Raw genomic sequence first — 18,513 nt, forward strand, 5'->3', positions numbered from 1 at the left:
GGTGCCGGGCGCCAGGCCACACCGTGCCGCCACGCGTCCTGCGGCACCCCGTGCGCGGCGCGCTCGTGCCATCGGGCCAGCGCCGGCACCACGTCGGTCAGGGGGGCGTCCTGTCCGACGCCGAGTTCGCCGGCGACGGCCGCCGCACCGGCGTCGGAGACCAACGCCCAGAAGCGGGCGTCCAGTTCGGAGACGGAGCGCCCCCCGGTGTCCAGCCAGTGCCTCTCACGCTGGAACCGGTAGGTGGGCAGCGGGAGGTGGGGCGCACGTCCGGGCAGCAGTCCGCCGAAGTCGACCGGGGTGCCGTGGCAGTGCAGCCGGGCGAGGGCCGCGAGCACCGAGGGGATCTCGGCCCGGCCGTGGCGCAGCGTCGGCACGGTGAGCGCGTCCCGGCCCTCCAGGCAGTCGGCGGCCATGCCCGTGAGCACGCCGTCGGGTCCCAGCTCCACGAAGGTGGTCACGCCCTCGGCGAGGAGGGTGCGGATGCCGTCGGCGAAGCGGACGGCGCCGCGGACATGGTCCACCCAGTAGTCGGGGTCGCGCAGTTGCTCCGGTGCCGCGATCTCCCCGGTGGCGTTGGAGACCACCGGCACGGAGGGGGTGCCGTAGCGGACCGAGGAGGTGACGGCCCGGAAGTCGTCGAGCATCGGGTCCATACGGGGCGAGTGGAAGGCGTGGCTGACGTTGAGACGTTTGGCCGGCCGGCCCCGCGACCGCCAGCGTTCGGTCAGCTCGGCCACCGTGTCCTCGTCGCCGGAGACCACCACGGAGCGCGGTCCGTTGACCGCCGCGACGCCCGCCTGGTTCTCCAGGCCCCGCAGCAGCTCGGTGACCTCGCCCTCCTCGGCCTGGAGCGCGGCCATCGCGCCGCCCGCGGGCAGCGCCTGCATCAGCCCGGCGCGGGCGGCCACCACCGTGCAGGCGTCCGCCAGTGACAGCACGCCGCTGACGTGCGCGGCGACCAGTTCGCCGATCGAGTGGCCGAGCAGCCGGTCGGCCCGTACGCCCCAGGAGTCCAGCAGCGCGAAGAGGGCGACCTCCACGGCGAACAGGGCGGGCTGCGTGAACTCGGTGGTGTCCAGCAGCGCCGCCTCGGGAGTGCCCGGCTCCGCCAGCACGACGTCGCGCAGCGGGTGGGACAGATGCGGGTCCATCTCCGCGCAGACCGCGTCGAAGGCCGCCGCGTAGACCGGGAACGCCCGGTACGTCTCGGCGCCCATGCGGGGGCGCTGGCTGCCCTGGCCGGAGAAGAGGAACGCGACCCTTCCGGGTGCCGCGACCTCGCCGAGCACCACGTCCGGGTGGTCCTCGCCCTCGCCGGCGGCGACCGCGCCCAGCGCCGCGCGCAGCGAGCCGAGGTCCTCGCCGAGGACGACCGCGCGATGCTCGAAGTCGCTGCGGGAGGTGATCAGCGCCCGCGCGACGTCGCCGGCCGGAGCCTGCGGTTCCGTGCCGGTGTGCTCCAGCAGCGCCGCGGCCTGAGCCTTGAGCGCCGGCGCCGAACGGCCGGAGAGCAGCCACGGCACGAGGGGCGGGTCGGGTTCGCGCTCCGCGTCGCCGCCGGTGTCCGGTACGGGCTGCGGGGCCTCCTCGACCAGCAGGTGGACGTTGGTGCCGCTGATGCCGAACGCGGAGACCCCGGCACGCCGGGCGTGATCGCGTCCGGTCCACGGCCGGGCGCCGGTGAGGGGTTCGACGGTGCCCGCCGACCACTCGACCTCGGGCGTGACCTCGTCGGCGTGCAGGGTGGGCGGCAGGGTGCGGTGCCGCAGCGCCATCACGGCCTTGATCACCCCGGCGACCCCGGCCGCGGCCTGGGTGTGTCCGATGTTGGACTTCACGGATCCGATGGCCAGCGGTGCGTCGGGGGTGCGTACGGTGCCGTAGACCGCCATCAGCGCCCGCGCCTCGATGGGGTCGCCGAGCCGGGTTCCGGTGCCGTGCGCCTCGACGAGGTCGACCTCGTGGGCGGGGACGCCGGAGGCGGTCAGCGCGTCGCGGATGACCCGTTCCTGCGAGGGGCCGTTCGGCGCGGTGATGCCGTTGGAGGCGCCGTCGGAGTTGACGGCCGAGCCGCGGATCACCGCGAGCACCGGGTGTCCGTTGCGCCGGGCGTCGGAGAGGCGTTCGAGGAACAGGACGCCGGCGCCCTCCGCGAGGCCGAAACCGTCCGCGCCCGCCCCGAAGGCCTTGCAGCGGCCGTCGGCGGCGAGCGCCCGCTGCTTGCTGAACTCCACGAACCCGCGCGGCGTGGACAGTACGGTCGCGCCGCCCGCGAGGGCGGCCACGCACTCCTGGTTGCGCAGCGACTGGACGGCCAGGTGCAGGGCGACCAGGGAGGAGGAACAGGCGGTGTCGACGGTCTCCGACGGGCCGCGCAGCCCCAGGGCGTAGGAGATCCGCCCGGAGACGACGGCGCCGGTGGTGCCGGTGACGAGGAACCCTTCGGAGGCTTCGCGGGGCGCCTCGGCCAGCACATGGGAGTAGTCCTGGATGTTGGAGCCGGCGAACACGCCGACCTGGCTCTCGTGCAGCGAACGGGGGTCGATGCCCGCGTTCTCGACGGCCTCCCAGGAGACCTCGAGCAGCAGCCGCTGCTGCGGGTCGAGGGCGGCGGCCTCACGCGGTGAGATGTCGAAGAACGAGGCGTCGAAGCGGTCCGCATCGTGCAGGAATCCGCCCTGCCGGCTGTAGCTGCGTCCCGGGGCGTCCGGGTCGGGGTCGTACAGGTTCGCGAGGTCCCAGCCGCGATTGACCGGCAGCCCCGAAATCGCGTCCCTGCCCTCGCTGACGGTCCGCCACAGCTCGTCGGCTCCGGTCACCCCGCCGGGGTAGCGGCATCCGATGCCCACCACGGCGACCGGTTCGCGCTGCCGTTCCTCGGCTTCCGCCGCCCGGGCCTTCGCCTCCCGCAGCTCGCCGGTCATCCTCCGCAGGTGGCGGACGAGCCGCTCCTCGGTTCCGACCTGGTCGACGGGCTTGTCATTCGTCACTTCTCAACTCCACGGGGGTCGGTTCCGCAGGGGCGGCTCGGCGGGAGCCCGGCACGGCTCACCGAACGCGCTGTCGCGGAGGTTGAGGAGTTCCTGCGTCGTACCGGCGGACTCCGGCCGGAGGTCCGGTTCCGCTTCGGGTCCGCCGCGTACGACCGGCGGGGCACCGGCGCGAGACGGCCGGACCGGCCGTGTGGTCCCGTCGCAGACGGCGCGGGTCTGCGGCACGCGCTCGCCGGGGCAGCTTCCGGGGACGGCCGCGGGGGCGGTCCGGCGAAGGAGCGGCTGCCGCGCCCTCCCCCGCAGTCCAGATGAATTCGGCCGCCCTGCCACCGGCCGTATCAGTGAACTGCGCATTACCGGGGGGCACAATTCGACGAATGTCGTCTGCCATTCTGCGTACTCCCGGTAGGTCAGACAGGACGGGCCCGCGGGCCGTGAAAACTCCGTGGAACATCAGAACAGACCGCTAATCCCTTTCGGCACCCCAGTCACTCCCCTACCCGCCCCTGACGGGAGCGCTCTCACACTCCGCAGCTCGCGGCGACGGCTCCGACCAGCACGGACCCGCTTTCGCCGCTCGTCGGCCCGCTCCGAAAAAGGTAAAAGGAACCGCTCAGGGCACGACCGCACCGTCCACGGGACCCGTGAGCCGGTCCGGCACGGAAAGATGACAGAAACGCGTCACCGGAACTCCGAAAGAAATGCGATTCCGATGGCACAGGTCGCCGCATCCGCACCGTACGCGTGTTAGCGCCGGATATTCGGGGGCTCAGGAACGGAGGTCCGCCAATGCCCTGGAAATGTCGTCCGGGCCGGCCGACACGGCCAGTGTCCGGTGCACCGTACGGGGCGCGGTCAGCGCCTCCGTGACCGTGGCCGCGAGATCGGCACGGCCGATCCCGCCCTCCGGGCGGGGGTCCGCGCCGGAACGCAGCAGGATCCGGCCGGTGGGGGCCGCCTCCTCGAGCGTTCCGGGCCGCAACACGGTCCAGTCCAGGTCCCTTTCCCGTACGACGCGTTCGGCGTCGGCCTTCTCCCTCAAGTAGGCCGGCAGGTCGTCGCCGAGCGCGGCCCGCTGGGCGTCGCCCGGCAGCAGGGCGCTCACCAGGACGAAGCGCCGGACGCCGGTCCGCTCGGCGGCGCCGCTGAGCAGGGCGGCGGGAGAGGCCGCGGCGGTGGCCCCGCCGAGCGAGCCGGGACCGGTTCCGGTCCCGGCGGCCAGCACGACCGCGCTCGCGCCGGTCAGGGCGCTCACCACGACCGAGCGGAGTCCGGCGCTGTGGGTGTCGAGGACGACCGGCTCGACCCCGGCCTCCTTCAGCGCGGGCACCTGGCCGGCGCTGCGGACCAGACCGACCGGCACCATCGCGCGGTCTTGCAGGGACCGGGCCAGCCGGGCTCCGAGACCGGTCGTCACGCCCAGGATCACCACACGGGTGCTCACTTGGCCTCGGCCGCCGACTCGGAGGTGAAGTCGTCGTCTCCGCCGCCGCGGGTGTCTTCCTTGCCGGATCCGCTGTCACCGTCCCCGTCCGGCCGCGTGCCGCTCTCCCCGGTCCGGGCCGGCAGGCTGAACGCCAGGCCCATGGACAGCAGCGCGGCCACCGCGCCGGCGCCGATCGACGCGGCCGGTCCCACACGGTCGAGCAGCCAGCCGGTGACCGGCAGCACGAGGGCCGCGCCGCCCGTCGTCGCCGTGGCCAGCCAGCCGAAGGCCTCCGCACGCCGCTCGGGCGGAGCCAGTTCACCGATGCGCGAGTTGCTCGTTCCGAGGCTGGCGGCCACCGCCGAACCGGTCAGCAGAATGACCACGGCCAGCACCCACACGGGCATGTCGTCGCTGGCAGGCGGCAGCAGCCACGTCAGCACGATCAGGCCGGCGGCCAGTGCGCTGATGGCCCGTCCGCTGTGCAGCTTGGTGTTACGGCTGACGATCACCAGGCCGCCGATCGCCGCGCCCAGACTGAAGAGGGCGATGAGCCCGCCGGCGGTCTCCGGCCGGCCGTTGCTGCGCCCCCAGGCCACGAGCGAGAGGTTCACCGAGAACAGCGCCGCCATCAGGAAGAACGACACGAGGACGGCCCGCAGGAAGGTGAAATCGCGCAGCAGCGAACGCCGGTCGGCGGGCTTGTCCGACGCGGACCCGGCACGCGGCTCGGCGCGCTCGAACCCGGCCGCGCGCAGCGCGAGGCCGAAGGACACCGCCCCGGCGGCGGCCAGCACGGCGCACATCACCACGCCCGCCGCTCCGTTGACCGTCGTGACCACGGCGGTCGCCAGCAGCGGCCCGATCGAGGCGATCACCTCGTAGCCGGTGGAGTCCAGGGTGTACAGGGCCTGCCGCTGCTCGTCCCCCACCAGCCGGGGCCAGACCGACCGGGCCAGTTGGGAGACCGGCGGCAGCATCAGTCCGGTGAGGAAGGTGACGACCACGGCGACCGGCCAGAACCCCGAGGGCACGAACGCCGCCAGGACGACCAGCAGTACGAGTCCGACGGCGTAGCCGGCGCCGGTCTTGAAGAGCACGGAGGTCGCGGAGTCGCGGTCGGCGATCCGGCCCCGTACCGGCCCCGCCACGGCCTGGCCCACGGCCATGGCTCCGGACAGCAGGCCGACGCTCGCGTACGCCCCCGTCCAGTCGGCGACCAGGAACGACAACGCCACCGGCAGCGCGCTCATATGGATACGGGCGATCAGCGACAGGGCCAGCAAGCTCCGCAGGCGCGGCACCCCCGACAGCGCGCGCAGCGAACGGAACATCTCGTCCTTCTCCTTGTCTGTGGATGAGGGTGGTGCGGCCGGGGCGGGGCGGCGTCACCCGTCACCGAAGTCGGCGTACAGAGCCGCTGGTTCCGGGCCGGACCGTCCCGCCGGCCGTCAGACCGCCGGTATCGAGGTCTTCGTCCGGCCGGCGTCGACGGCCTCGATGTCCTCCTGCTTCATCTTCAGGATCGAGGCGTTGGTGTGCTCGCCCGCCGACTGACCGAGGGTGATCTGGAGACTCTCGCGGTGGGCGAAGAACCAGGACTCGGCGGCGTACCGGAACTTGCGCATGACGTCGACGTAGGCCAGCTCGGAGGCGTCGATGACGGCAGTGGCCAGATATCCGCGCAGGAAGGACTCCCTGTCGGCCTCGTCGTCCAGGTAGATGAGGGTGCTGGCGACGTCGAAGACGTGCGGCATGTACATCACCTCGCCCCAGTCGAGCAGCCCGCCCTCGCCGTTCTCGATGCGGAACTCGGTGACGCGTGGGTCACCGTGCACGACGCCCAGGGTCAGGTCGTCCGGGATCGCCTCCAGCGCCTCGCGCATGGCGCGCTGAATCCAGGGATACGGCCCGACGGCCTCGTTCTCGGCCAGCAGCCAGTCGATCCCCGGCCACTTCATCACCCCGGCGGGCGCGGGGTGGTCGCTCAGCGCCCGGTGGATAGAGGCCAACGTGCCGCCGACGATGCGCATGTGGCCCGCATCGGCGCTGTCCACGCGCTCGCCGCCCATGTGGTCGAGCAGGCCCCAGCACCAGTCGCCGTCGTGGACCACCAGGTCACCGGTGGTGCTGAGGTTCGGGGTGCCGCTGCGGATCCCCTTCTCGGCCACGGCGCGGGCGACGCCGAGCCCGGCCTCGAAGCCGGTCGCGTGGCTCTTCGGAACGGCCTTGAGGACGTACCGCCGCTCGCCGTTCGCGATCTGCCATGTGTGGGAGTTGTAGCCCTCGTCGGAGACCTGACGCTCCCAGGGGAGCACCGACCAGTCTCCCTCCCCCCATCGGTCCAGGGGCAGTTCCCCATCCTCCGGAACGGCCGGCAGCGCTTCGAAAACGGGCATGTCGTGACGTCCTGTTCTTGTTCCTCGTGTGGTGTCTTCGGTCGTCGGCTACGGCGTCAGCCGGCCGTGTCCCACTCGACGGGGAGTTCCCAGACGCCGTAGACGACGGAGTCGGTCTTGAACCGCAACTGGTCCTGCGGAACGGCGACGCGCAGTCCCGGGAAACGTTCGAGAAGCCTTCGGAAGGCGACCCGCATTTCGACGCGGGCGAGTTGATGCCCGATGCACAGGTGAATGCCGGCGCCGAACGCGAAGTTCCTGGCGTCCTGCCGGTCGAAGAGCAATCGGTCCGGTTCCGGGAAGTGCTCGGAGTCGCGGTTGGCGGAGACCATCGCGCCGACCACGGTCTGCCCGGCCTTGACGTGCTGGCCGCCGAGCTCGACGTCCTCCAGCGCGGTCCGGGTGAAGGAGAACTGGACGATCGACAGATACCGCAGCAGTTCCTCTATCGCGCTGTCGATGAGTTCCGGATCCTCGCGCAGAGCGGCCAACTGGTCCGGGTTCTGCAGGGTGATCAGCGTGCCCAGACTCAGCATGTTGGACGTCGACTCGTGCCCCGCGATCAGCATGAGCGTGCACAGCCCGGAGACCTCGTCGTCCGCCAGCCGGTCCTTCTCGCTCGTCGGATGGACCAGGTCACTGATCAGATCGTCGCCGGGCTCCTTTTTCTTGGAGTCGATCAGTTCCTGCATGAACCGGGAGAATTCACTGATCGACAGCTTGATCTGCTCCAGCGGCAGTTCGACGTTGAGGACGTCGGCCGACCACCGTTGAAAGTCCGCGCGGCGCTCGGCCGGCACTCCGAGCAGGTCCGAGATGACCAGGGCGGGAATCGGCAGCGCGTAGGCCTCGACGAGGTCGACGGGGCCGCCCTGCTTCTCCATCCGGTCCAGATGCTCTTTCGCGTAGGCCTCGATCCGGGGTTCCAGCCCGCGCATCTTCCGGGTGGTGAACCGTCCGGCGACCAGCCTGCGGTATCTGGTGTGGTCCGGCGGGTCCATGCTGATGAACGCCCCGGGCGGCATGGCGGGCTTGGTGTCCCGGTGCCGGGTCCGTGCCGAACGCGACCGCTCCGAGCTGAACCGGGGGTCCGTGAGCAGCGTCCTGACGTCCTCGTACCGGCTGAGCAGCCACCCCTGATTGCCGTCGGGGAACACGATCGGCGCGACGGGAGCCTCGGCGCGCAGCCGCTCGTAGTCGTCCGGCGGGTCGAAAGGGCAAGTGCGTTGCGTCGGCAGTCCTTGGACTGGAGTCATCTCGCTCATGAACCGGAGCGCTCCTCGGTAGGTGGTGCAACGCGCGTCGTGCGCTGCCCTTCACGGGGATCCCCGGCCGGCCGGCCACGCGCCTTTTTTTCGGCCACGGCGTCCAAGTCCTCACCGAACACTGTCAGTTGCTCACAGGAAAAGCCCCGCCGGGGACATTACCGCTCGCACGATCACCACCCACCCCCTAAGCACCCCTTATCCGCTCTTAGAGCTCGTCTCCTTTTGGGGACTCCGCGACAACAGATGCGGGTGATGCGGGTGATGCCGGTGAAAGGCGAGGAAAGGCAGGGAAAGGCGAGGGAGAGGTCGTCCTCGGACCGGCGGCATCGCCGCGGGGGCGAGCGGCAGGCAAGCGAGCCGGGCACCGTGCGTTCGACGGCCCGGCGGTCCCGCCCGAGCACCGGGGGCACCATATGCCGGGCTGCTGCTAGGAAACCCTTATCAGGGCCCCCACCTCAGAACGCTCGCGTACCTTCAACTTCTTGTAGATGTGGGTGAGATGCTGCTCCACGGTGCTGGTGGTCACGAACAGGGCTCCGGCGATCTCCCTGTTCGTATAACCCTGTGCCGCCAGTTCGGCCACCCTCATCTCGGCCGCGGAGAGATCCGGGTGCTGGACGTGCGGCTGGGGATCCGTGAGAGCCCCGCCGGAGGAAGCGGTCGAGGAGATCTCCCGCAGCGCCCACTGCGCGCCGCAGCGCCGCGCCAGCATCTTCGCCCGGCTCAGCGTCGTCCGCGCGTAGGCCAACTGCCCGGTCTGCCGGTACGTCTGTGCCAGAGAACCGAGCGCGCGGGCCAGTTCGACCACGTTGCCGCTCCGCTCCAGCACTCTGACCGCGTCCCGCAGCCCGGCGGCACGCCCTGACAGCGGGGAGGCCACGGAGAGCAGGTGCAGCGCCGTACCGCGCCCGGACGAGAAGGCGTCCGGGGAAAGGCCGAGATGTTCCTTCGCCAGTAACTGCGCTTCCTTGTGTTCCCCGAGCGATAACAAGGCACGCGCCAGATCGAGGCGCCACGGGACCAGTCCGGGAAGTTCCATTCCCCAGGAGGTGAGAATGTCCCGGCAGTTGTGAAAGTCGGCGAGCGCCGCCTGGAGACTGCCTGTCGCCAGATGGTGCAGCCCGCGCGCCCGGAGGTAGACGAGCCCGTAAGGACTCCGGGTGAAGGACACCGGCATCGACCGCAGCAGCTCCTCGGCCACCTCCTGGTGCCTGCCCTGCTCCGTCATGACCAGGAGCAGCACCCCGCGGGGCAGCCCGACCAACCCTCCCCACTGCTGGACGTCGAGCACTTCGAGCGCACGCCTCACGGCTCGCATCGCGTCCGAGAGGTCGCCCTGCCACCAGGAGTCGACTGCTTCCGTGACACACACCATGGAACGCCACTGCGGTGGTGCGGCACTCCCGGTCTGCCGTGCGGGGCGCTTGGCCAGCCAGGTTCTGACGGAGTCCTGGCGCTCGGCCGCCAGCAGGAAGAACAGCGCCATCTGGACCGCTTCCAGATTGCTGTGGTCGGGCTGGCACTGCTGAAGGATCTCCTCCGCCAGCAGTTGCACGTCCTGCTGCCGCTCGGCGACGAGAAGCGAGGAGAGCCGCTGCGCGCTGCTCAACCAGGGGTAGCTGCCGGCGAACGACTCGGGGGGCAGCGCACCGGAAGCGGCGGGAAGAGGCTGCGCCGAACCGGGAAACAGGTGATTGATCCAGAACTCGCTGATGGCGAGCTCGATCCGGGCGTCGGCGTCGGCATCGCCGTCGGGGTCCTCACGGGCCAGCCGCAGCATCTCGTTGGCCTCGTCCGCGCTGCCCAGCCAGGCGAGGCGCCGTGCCATCCGCAGTACCGACCGGCTGGGCAGCCTGCCCTGGCGTGCGCTCTCCAGCAGAGCCCCGAGCCGGCGCGAGGCGGCGAGCGGCTTCAGCCACCAGCTGAAGTCGACCAGCGCGGCGTCGACTTCAGCCCTGGCGTTCTCGTCGACGCACCAGCGCGAGGCGAACTGCAGGAGCGCCACGGCGTCCTGGTGGCGCTTGGACCGCGCGGCGTGGTGGGCGGCCTCGCAGAGTATGTCCACGGCCCAGGGCTGGGCTGCCGAGCCGTTCATGACGAGCTGCCGTGCGACCTCCTCGGCGGGCGCTCCGTCGTCGTAGAGCAGTTGGGGGGCTCGTAACTGGAGCTCCGACAGGCCGCCGTCTTCCGCTGCGAGCAGCACACCGGACACACGGGGGTGCAGCGTCACCTCATCCGACAGCACACCGCTCGATCTCAGCTCGTCACATATTCGCCGCGTCACGTGCGGCTGCACCTCGACCAGATAGTTCAGCAGGCCAGACGTGCAGGAAGCGCCCAACACCGCGATGGCCTGGACGACTTCGGCCAGCGGCGCGCAGCGGATCCTGTGCATCCAGCCATGGATGGTCTGGGCGAACGACGGGCCGAACACCGGCGCATCGGTGACGCCCGCGGCCACCATGTCGTCGAGGATGGCCTGCGTCAGCGCGATGTTCCCGCCGGCCACCGCCATGAGTTCGTCCACCACCGTCGCCGCGAGACGGGTACCCGCGCGGTGCTGTCCGAGATCGGCCACGCCCGCCCGGGTCAGCGGCGCGGTCACGATGTACCGCTGCTTGGGGAACAGGGACGAGAGACCCTGGAGGCTCCAGATCGAGGAGCGCCGGGCGACGGACAGCAGCACGGTGATCGGAGCGCTCTTGATCCGCTGCGCCAGGCGCTGCAACACCTTGCGCGATTCCGGGTCGGCGGTGTGCACGTCGTCGACCACGAGCAGCAGCGGCGTCGAGCCAGCGAGCTGCACCAGTTGCTCGGCGAGTCCGTCGGCGTCCGGTGCGGGCCTGTCCCCGGTGACGGACTCGACCAGCTCACCGGCTGGGCCCGTGATGTCCACCGAGGGGGCGTCGGCGGGCCCGCCGGCGGCGGCGAAGACCACCCGCTTCTTCGGGTCCTGCAGGAGTTCGGGCGCCGCGGCCAGCAGTCCGGACTTTCCGCACCCCGCGGGCCCGCTGACGACGATGACGTCGCCGTCCGTGACGCTGGTGTTCAACCGGGCAGTCAGCTCGGTCAACTGACTGTCCCTTTCTACCAGTAACAAGGAATCACCCGTATCCACACCTAACACCACGCTCCGCCGGACACCGGAAGCAGGGGCCGCCGCCCCTCCGTCAAGACCTGACACGAGCAACGCTCCATAAGAGCAGCGAAGTTGCCTGTGTGCACAGTTGACGCACGCTTTCATGACAAGGTTGTCCGGCAATGGTAAAGACAACTAAAAGTGCCTCTGACCCGCGGGAATATGATTAGTCTAGCCCATGTTTTCCGGCCTCCGGAGGCGCTCTCCAGTCGCACGGGTGTGCCGGGTTGTCTCCACGAAAGCGCGGACACAGGCGTTCAAGCACCCCAGGAACCGGCGCACGGCGGGGAGTTCGGAACCGCGCGCGAGTACCACGCCGGACGTGATTCGACCCGTTGAGGAAGTGGCCGGTTGCGGAGGGCGGCGTCGGCCGTCCTCCGGAGTTCGTCGCGGCCGACGCCGCTCGCCGCCTGCACCGCGATACCGAATGCCAGGGTGGTGGTACGGACGGCACCGGCCAGGACCGCGGTGCCGGTACCGCGGTGGCGCGTACACGCTGGTGGCGGAAATGCCCGTCGCCCCGGTCAGGTTGACCAGACTGGTCCCCTCGTCACCGTGCTCCCAGAGGACCGGCATGGTGCACTCGGGAGCTTCGTCGGCGTCGAATCCGCGTCAACACCGTCACGCCCGGCCCGACCGGGAACACCCGGCCTCTCGGGGCTCACGCCCGGTCCGGAGCAGGCCGCCGGGCTCAGGCAGCAGTCGGCCGCACAGGTGCCGCTGGGCCGGCTCGGGCACCCGGAGGAGATCGCCGCCGCCGTGCCCTTCCTCGCCTCCGGGCAGAGCAGCTTCATCACCGGTTCGAGCCTGTACGTCGACGGCGGCCTGAACCGGAATTGAGTGCGTGAGCGCACGTCCGGCGAGGCTGCCGGGCGAGCCCGGCAGCCTCGATCGCCATCCCCCTCTACGGGTCACATCCGCGTCGATCTCCTCGGCGGAGGATCAGAGGAGCGCTTCGGACGAGCCCGGGGCAAGGCCCCGGAACACCGGCGGATCAGCCGCCCGGGCCGGGTTCGGCGCCCGCGCCCGGCTGCTGCCGGACGGTGGACTGTGCCGCGCGCCGTCGCCTGCTGCGCCGCCACAGCACGAGCGGCACCGCGCCCGCGACGCCGGCGACGGCCGGTGCGGAGCTGACGGCCTTGGCAGCGAGGCCCTTCTGGTCGAAGGTGTCGGGCACGGGCAGGGCCGACCAGCGGGTGACGGGCCAGGCGACGACGAGGGCACGTCCGACGACCTGCTCCGTGGGGATCATGCCGTTGTCGAGCTTCTGGTGGTAGCGGGAGTCGAGGGAGTCCTGGCGGTGGTCGCCCATGACCCACATCTTCCCGACGGGCACCTCGACCGGGCCGAACGGCTTGTCGTCGCACGGGGTGTTGCCGGGGAAGAGGTACTTCTCGTCCAGCGGCTTGCCGTTGACCTCGACGGGGCCGCCGCGCTTGCACTGGACGCGGTCGCCGCCGACCGCGATGACGCGCTTGATCAGGTCCTGTTCGCTGGCAGACGGCATGAGGCCGATGCCGCTGAGCACGGTCTGGATGGCGCCGCCGATGCCGCTGGGCTGCGGCACGGGGGCCTCGTTGAGCCAGCCGCCGGGATCGTGGAAGACGACGATCTCGCCCCGTTCCGGCTCCGAACCGAACCACGGGGTCAGCTTGTCGACCAGCACCCGGTCCCCGACCTGGAGGGTGTTCTGCATCGAGTTGGACGGGATGGAGAACGCCTGGACGAGGAACGTCTTGATCAGCAGGGCGAGGATCAGCGCGATGCCGATCAGGACGGGCAGTTCCTTGAAGAATGACCGCTGTTGCCTGCTGCCGTGGCCGTCTGGCGTGTGATCACTTGTGGTGCCGTCTTCCGCACCCGTGCTCACGCTGATGTCACTGCCTCTCTCTGCGGTCGGCGCGGCACGCGCCGCTGACTGTGCTCCGGCTTCCGAAGCGGCCACGGGTGTGGACGCGGCTCCCTCAGGGGTCGCCTTCTCCGTGCCGCTCTCGCCCTCGTTCTCGTTCTCTCCGGAACCGGAACGAGCGCCGACCGCCAAGTCCCCCACATTCACTCCTCAGAATCCACTGCCGCCTGTCCCACAGCCGGGACAAACCCACCACTCCCATAACGAGCGGGAGTTCCGCAGGGATCGGATATTGCGTCAGCTGGCCGACCCCGCGCTCCATCGGGGTAGCGGCCGCGGCACCGGAGGATTCGGGAACGGCGTTGAAGGTGCTGGACGCCTCCAGCTTGCCCCAGTGGTCGAAGGGCCAGGCGATGACGACGGCCCGCCCCTGCACGCGGTCCTCGGGGACGGTGCCGCCCTGCTCACGCAGGTGGAAGCGGGAGTCGGCGGAGTTGGCGCGGTGGTCGCCCATGACGAACACGCGCCCGTTGGGGACCCGTACGTCGAACTTGATCTCCGAGGGCTTGTTGCCCGGGTTGATGTACGGCTCCTGGACGCCCTTGCCGTTGACGGTGATTTTGCCTTGCGCGTCACAGCACTTGACCTTGTCGCCGCCGACGGCGATGACGCGCTTGATGAGGTCCTGCTCGTCGTCCGAGGGCAGCAGACCGATGAAGGTGAGGAACTCCTTGCCCTGCTTGACGCCGGCCGGGTCCTCCTTGCGCTTCTTCTCCGCGGCGGGCAGCCAGCCGCCCGGGTCCTCGAAGACGACGACGTCCCCGCGTTCGGCCTTGGTGCCGAACCAGGGAGTCAGTTTGTCGACCAGGACGCGGTCGCCGATGCGGATCGTCTGCTCCATCGAACCGGACGGGATGACGAACGCCTGGACGAGGAAGGTCTTGAGGACGAGTGCGATGAGCAGGGCGACACCGACGAGGATCGGTATCTCCTTCGTGACGGACAGCCGTCTGCGCCGTTTGACGCGCTTGGCCGCGCGCCGCCGTTCGGCCCGTCCGCCGCTGGGTCCCGGCGGTATGCCGAGTCTCTCGTCCTGGGTCTCGCGGCCCGGCAGGTCCATCAGCCGCGCCGAGTAGGCGCTCAGCCGCATGGTCTCGCCGGAGCTGACCGGCGAAGGGGGCGGCGGGAGCGGGCCGTTGGGGCCGGGGAAGTTCCCGGGGGGCTGACGGAGGCCCGGCGCGGTGGGGGCGGGCGCGCCGTTGCGGCGGGCCTGCGAGCTCCCGAAGTAGTCGTACGGCTCGCTGTAGTCGTAGTTGCCGGAGTAGTAATCGGAGCCGTCGGCGCCGCCGTTGCGGCCGTTGAAGCCCGAATAGGGCGCTCCGCCGTACCCGTTGGGGCTGCCGTTGGCGCCCGCGCCGCCGTAGCCGTTGGGGCCGGCGGGGCTCTGGCCGCCGTAGGCGCCGTTCGGACCGCCGTAGCCGTTCTGCCCGTTCTGGCCGTTCTGTGCGCCGTAGCCGTTCGGATTGACGTAACCGGTCTGCCCGTTCTGGCCGTTGACCCCGTTGCGGCTCGGCGGCGTGTAGCCGTCGTCGTCGCTCGGCACTCCGTAGTCGTACGGGCGTCCGTTGCGGGTGGGCCCCGTCCGGTCACTCATGGGCACCTCCCCCGCCGCCAAGTACCGCTCCCCAGCGGTCCGTCGGCCACGCGACCGCGTCGGCCCGTCCGATCACCCGCTCCACAGGAACAGTACCGCCGCCGGCGTCTCCGAGGTGGTCCCGCGAGTCGCTGGAATCGGAACGGTGATCGCCCATCACCCACAACCGTCCTTGCGGCACTTCGATGTCGAACGGCACAGCCGACGGGTCGTCACCGTCATGCAGGTAGCCCTCGTCCAGCGGAACACCGTTCACCTCGATCTTTCCGCGCTCGTCGCAGCACCGGACCCGGTCCCCGCCGACTCCGATCACACGCTTTACGTAGTCCGTCTCGGCCGGCCTCACGACTCCGACCGCAGCACCGGCCTCTCGCAGCAGACCGGTCACCGGATTTCCGCGCGTCGCCTCCTCGTCCATGAACGAACCCCTGCCGTCAAAGACCACAACGTCTCCGCGCCCGGGAGAGTTGCCGATCCGGTAGGCAAGCTTGTTCACCAGTATCCGGTCACCGACCTCCAGCGTGGGGGTCATTGATGCAGACGGGATCAAAAAAGGCTGCACGATGAAGACGCTGACCAGCACCAGCAGGCTGAGCAGGGACGCAGCGATCGCGCACAGACGAGCGGAGCGTGACCATCCCCTCCACGTCCGCCGAAGCGGCCCGGAGGAGCGGTCCCGCTCCGCATCGTCCTGCTGCTGCGTCTCGGTGTCCATCGGGGCGAAAGCCTAACCGCCCGCCGGACGCCGGACACCTCGATCAGTTCTCGCGCTTCTCCTTGATCTTGGCCGCCTTGCCGCGCAGCTCACGCAGGTAGTAGAGCTTGGCGCGGCGCACGTCGCCGCGGGTGACGACCTCGATCTTCTCCACGATCGGGGTGTGCACGGGGAAGGTGCGCTCGACGCCGACGCCGAAGCTGACCTTGCGGACGGTGAAGGTCTCCCGCACGCCGGCGCCCTGGCGGCGGATGACGACGCCCTTGAACTGCTGGACACGGGAGCGGTTGCCCTCGATGACGCGTACGTGGACGTTGACCGTGTCACCGGGGCGGAAGGGCGGAACGTTGTCGCGCAGCGAAGCGGCGTCGACGCTGTCGAGAAGCTGAGACATGACCGTCTGCTTTCCTCGCTGATGCCACAGGTCATCAGCGGAATGATCGTGATGCTGACTGGGAGGCCCCGCTCCCCTGCGGGCGTCGGTCCCCCTGTGGCAGGGTCGCGCGCCGGGTACGGAGCAGCCGCCTATTCTTCCACGGCCCGGCCGGTCGGCCAAAATCGGCCGTCGGTCCCCTCGCTCCAGCCCAGCCGTTCCAGCTCGGCGCGGTCGTGGTCGTCCAGCGAGGCCGGGTCGCAACGGGCGATCAGATCGGGCCTGTTGGCCGCCGTACGGGCCAGCGCCTGGTCCCTGCGCCAGCGGGCGATGCGGCCGTGGTGGCCGCTGAGCAGCACCTCCGGGATGCCGCGGTCGCGCCACTGCGGGGGCTTGGTGTAGATGGGGCCCTCCAGGAGGTGGGCCATGGGCCCGGCCGCGAAGGAGTCGTCGCGATGGGACTCGGCGTTGCCGAGCACTCCGGGCAGCAGCCGCGCGACGGCCTCCACCATGACCAGGACGGGGGCCTCGCCGCCGGCGAGTACGTAGTCGCCGATCGAGACCTCGCGTACGTCGAACCGCTGCGCGTACTCCTCGACGACGCGGCGGTCGATGCCCTCGTAGCGGGCGGGGGTGAAGACGAGCCACGGCGCCTGGGAGAGTTCGACGGCCAGCGCCTGGTCGAAGGGGCGTCCGGCGGGCGTCGGTACGACGAGGACGGGCTGCCGCTCCGGCGTCGCGGAGGCCGTGACCTCGTCGAGGGCCTCGCCCCACGGCTCGGGCTTCATGACCATGCCGGGGCCGCCGCCGTAGGGGGTGTCGTCGACGGTGTGGTGCCGGTCGTGCGTCCAACTGCGCAGGTCGTGGACGCGTACGTCGAGCAGGCCGCGGGCGCGGGCCTTGCCGACGAGGGAGACGTTCAGCGGCTCCAGATACTCCGGGAAGATGGTGACGACGTCGATCCTCACCGGCCGCCGTCCCCGTCCTCCGGTGCCGGCGTCTCGCGGGAGCCGCCCTCGTCGAGCAGTCCCGGGGGCGGGTCGACGACGAGCCGCTGCGCGGAGAGGTCGACCTCGGGAACGATCTCGGAGACGAAGGGGATCAGCGCCTCGCTGCCGTCCTCGCGCCTCACGACGAGCAGGTCCTGCCCGGGCGGGTGCGCGATCTCCTCGACCCGGCCCACGGACGTGCCGTCCAGGGTGACGACGTCGAGGTCGACGAGCTGGTGGTCGTAGAACTCCTCCGGGTCCTCCGGCTGTTCGTCCGGGTCGACCTCGGCGACGAGCAGGGTGTTGCGCAGGGCTTCCGCCGCGGCGCGGTCGTGGACGCCTTCGAAGCGCAGCAGCAGCCGTCCGCTGTGCACACGGCCGCGTTCGATCGTCAGCGGCTGCGGCCGTGGCGGGTCGGTGGCGAGCACGGCGCCCGGTGCGAGCCTCATCTCCGGCTCGTCCGTGCGCACTTCGACGGTGACCTCGCCCTTGATGCCGTGGGCGCGGCCGATGCGTGCGACGACTAGCTGCACTGTTGGTCTCCGTACTCGGCCTGCTGGTGGGTCTCCCCCGCGTCCGCCCGTGCGGGGCGGCGGGTGCGGCCGTGCCCGTACGTACGCGAGCACGGGCCGGGAACGGTCAGTGCCGTCCCCGGCCCGTGCCGGTACTGCTGTGTGCGGCGGCTCAGCGGACCTGGTCGACGTCGACGAGGTCGACGCGGACACCGCGGCCGCCGAGGGCGCTCACGACCGTACGCAGAGCACGCGCGGTGCGGCCGCTGCGGCCGATCACCTTGCCGAGGTCGTCGGGGTGGACCCGGACCTCGAGCACGCGTCCGCGGCGCAAGGTGCGGGCCTCGACCCGCACCTCGTCCGGATTGTCGACGATGCCCTTGACCAAGTGCTCGAGGGCCTCCTCGAGCATGATCAGGACCCGGTCGACTCGTCGGAGGACTCGGCCTTGGCCGCCTCGTCGGCCTTCTTGTCGGCCTTCTTCGCCTTCTGGGTGATGGCCTCACCCTTCGGCTCGTCCGCCGTTTCCTTCGCGGCGGCCTCGAAGAGGGCCTTCTTGTCCGCCTTCGGCTCGGCGACCTTCATCGGCGCGGGGGCCGGCAGACCCTTGAACTTCTGCCAGTCACCGGTGACCTTGAGGATGGCCTCGACGGGCTCGGTCGGCTGTGCGCCGACTCCCAGCCAGTACGCGACGCGCTCCGAGTCGACCTCGATGCGCGACGGGTTCTGCACCGGGTGGTAGAGACCGATCTCCTCGATGGCACGGCCGTCACGGCGCGTACGGGAGTCGGCCACGATGATGCGGTAGTGCGGCGAGCGGATCTTGCCCAGCCGCTTCAGCTTGATCTTGACTGCCACTGGTGTGGTGTCTCCTGGTCTTGACGTGGGTGGACACAAGCGGGTGGCCACGTGGGGTTGCGGTACCCGGAGGTCCGATGGACGCGTCAGCCGGAGGAGAGAGGGTTCCTGAACGACTGTCGAGTACAGCGGACCATGATGCCACACGTGCGGGGCCCGGCCGAACCCGGATCCACGGGCCGTCCGGCGACCGTCTCTCCGCGGACGACCGCGCCGGGGACCGCGTCGGCGTCTCCGCCGGTTCCGCCGGTCTCTCTCCTCAACTCACCGGCCCCGCAGGCCCGTTGGGCCCCTCCGAGCACGACGGCCGCCCGGGACGGTGCGGGTCCGTCCCG

At 70.7% G+C, this 18,513-nt stretch carries 14 protein-coding genes and 1 pseudogene; 1 reads left to right on the forward strand and 14 read right to left on the reverse strand.

The features are described 5' to 3' along the window. From AN218_RS33405 to AN218_RS33430, 6 genes are all read right to left on the reverse strand, one after another. Window positions 1-2,993, reverse strand: a 2,993-nt coding sequence (locus AN218_RS33405; protein WP_244900912.1) for a type I polyketide synthase, incomplete at its 3' end; no start/stop codon positions are given. A 772-nt stretch (window positions 2,994-3,765) separates the two neighbouring features. Beyond that, complete coding sequence (locus AN218_RS33410) at window positions 3,766-4,440, reverse strand: NAD(P)H-binding protein (RefSeq protein ID WP_171908892.1); 675 nt, start codon at window positions 4,438-4,440, stop codon at window positions 3,766-3,768. Further along, on the reverse strand, window positions 4,437-5,756 hold the full coding sequence (locus AN218_RS33415) for an MFS transporter (protein WP_070020776.1): 1,320 nt from the start codon (window positions 5,754-5,756) through the stop codon (window positions 4,437-4,439). The genes AN218_RS33410 and AN218_RS33415 overlap by 4 nt, the downstream gene beginning before the upstream one ends. Window positions 5,757-5,873: 117 nt before the next feature. Next, window positions 5,874-6,821: a phosphotransferase enzyme family protein gene (locus tag AN218_RS33420; protein ID WP_070020777.1), complete on the reverse strand. Its 948-nt coding sequence runs from the start codon at window positions 6,819-6,821 to the stop codon at window positions 5,874-5,876. A 56-nt stretch (window positions 6,822-6,877) separates the two neighbouring features. After that, entirely contained in the window at window positions 6,878-8,086 is a 1,209-nt protein-coding gene (locus tag AN218_RS33425) for a cytochrome P450 (protein ID WP_070020778.1), read from the reverse strand. Window positions 8,087-8,516: 430 nt separating this feature from the next. Then, window positions 8,517-11,333: a helix-turn-helix transcriptional regulator gene (locus AN218_RS33430; RefSeq protein ID WP_079132873.1), complete on the reverse strand. Its 2,817-nt coding sequence runs from the start codon at window positions 11,331-11,333 to the stop codon at window positions 8,517-8,519. Window positions 11,334-11,815: 482 nt separating this feature from the next. Between AN218_RS33430 and AN218_RS35060 the strand changes: the two are divergent. Continuing rightward, window positions 11,816-12,068 (forward strand): annotated as a pseudogene (locus AN218_RS35060) (SDR family oxidoreductase); the annotation flags it as partial. 154 nt (window positions 12,069-12,222) lie between these two features. Here AN218_RS35060 and lepB (AN218_RS33435) read toward each other — a convergent pair. The 8 genes from lepB (AN218_RS33435) to rpsP form a co-directional block, all read right to left on the reverse strand. Further along, the gene (gene lepB, locus AN218_RS33435; RefSeq protein ID WP_171908893.1) at window positions 12,223-13,278 is read right to left on the reverse strand and encodes a signal peptidase I; all 1,056 of its coding nucleotides are present in this window, start codon (window positions 13,276-13,278) and stop codon (window positions 12,223-12,225) included. Then, complete coding sequence (lepB, locus tag AN218_RS39145) at window positions 13,193-14,731, reverse strand: signal peptidase I (RefSeq protein ID WP_171908894.1); 1,539 nt, start codon at window positions 14,729-14,731, stop codon at window positions 13,193-13,195. The genes lepB (AN218_RS33435) and lepB (AN218_RS39145) overlap by 86 nt, the downstream gene beginning before the upstream one ends. Next, the gene (gene lepB / locus AN218_RS33445) at window positions 14,724-15,446 is read right to left on the reverse strand and encodes a signal peptidase I (protein WP_070020780.1); all 723 of its coding nucleotides are present in this window, start codon (window positions 15,444-15,446) and stop codon (window positions 14,724-14,726) included. The genes lepB (AN218_RS39145) and lepB (AN218_RS33445) overlap by 8 nt, the downstream gene beginning before the upstream one ends. 43 nt (window positions 15,447-15,489) lie before the next feature. Beyond that, the gene (gene rplS / locus AN218_RS33450) at window positions 15,490-15,840 is read right to left on the reverse strand and encodes a 50S ribosomal protein L19 (protein ID WP_070020781.1); all 351 of its coding nucleotides are present in this window, start codon (window positions 15,838-15,840) and stop codon (window positions 15,490-15,492) included. Between the two features lie 131 nt (window positions 15,841-15,971). Further along, window positions 15,972-16,787, reverse strand: a complete 816-nt coding sequence (gene trmD / locus AN218_RS33455; protein WP_070020782.1) for a tRNA (guanosine(37)-N1)-methyltransferase TrmD — start codon at window positions 16,785-16,787, stop codon at window positions 15,972-15,974. Further along, window positions 16,784-17,341, reverse strand: a complete 558-nt coding sequence (gene rimM, locus AN218_RS33460; RefSeq protein WP_070020783.1) for a ribosome maturation factor RimM — start codon at window positions 17,339-17,341, stop codon at window positions 16,784-16,786. The genes trmD and rimM overlap by 4 nt, the downstream gene beginning before the upstream one ends. Window positions 17,342-17,492: 151 nt before the next feature. Next, window positions 17,493-17,732, reverse strand: coding sequence for an RNA-binding protein (locus tag AN218_RS33465; protein WP_070020784.1), 240 nt, complete (start codon window positions 17,730-17,732; stop codon window positions 17,493-17,495). Between the two features lie 2 nt (window positions 17,733-17,734). Beyond that, a complete protein-coding gene (gene rpsP, locus AN218_RS33470; protein ID WP_070020785.1) occupies window positions 17,735-18,178 on the reverse strand; it encodes a 30S ribosomal protein S16 in 444 nt (147 codons plus the stop codon). Window positions 18,179-18,513: the final 335 nt, after the last annotated feature.

Origin of the sequence: Streptomyces nanshensis, assembly GCF_001751255.1 — a bacterium.
Taxonomy (GTDB): Bacteria; Actinomycetota; Actinomycetes; order Streptomycetales; family Streptomycetaceae; genus Streptomyces; species Streptomyces nanshensis_A.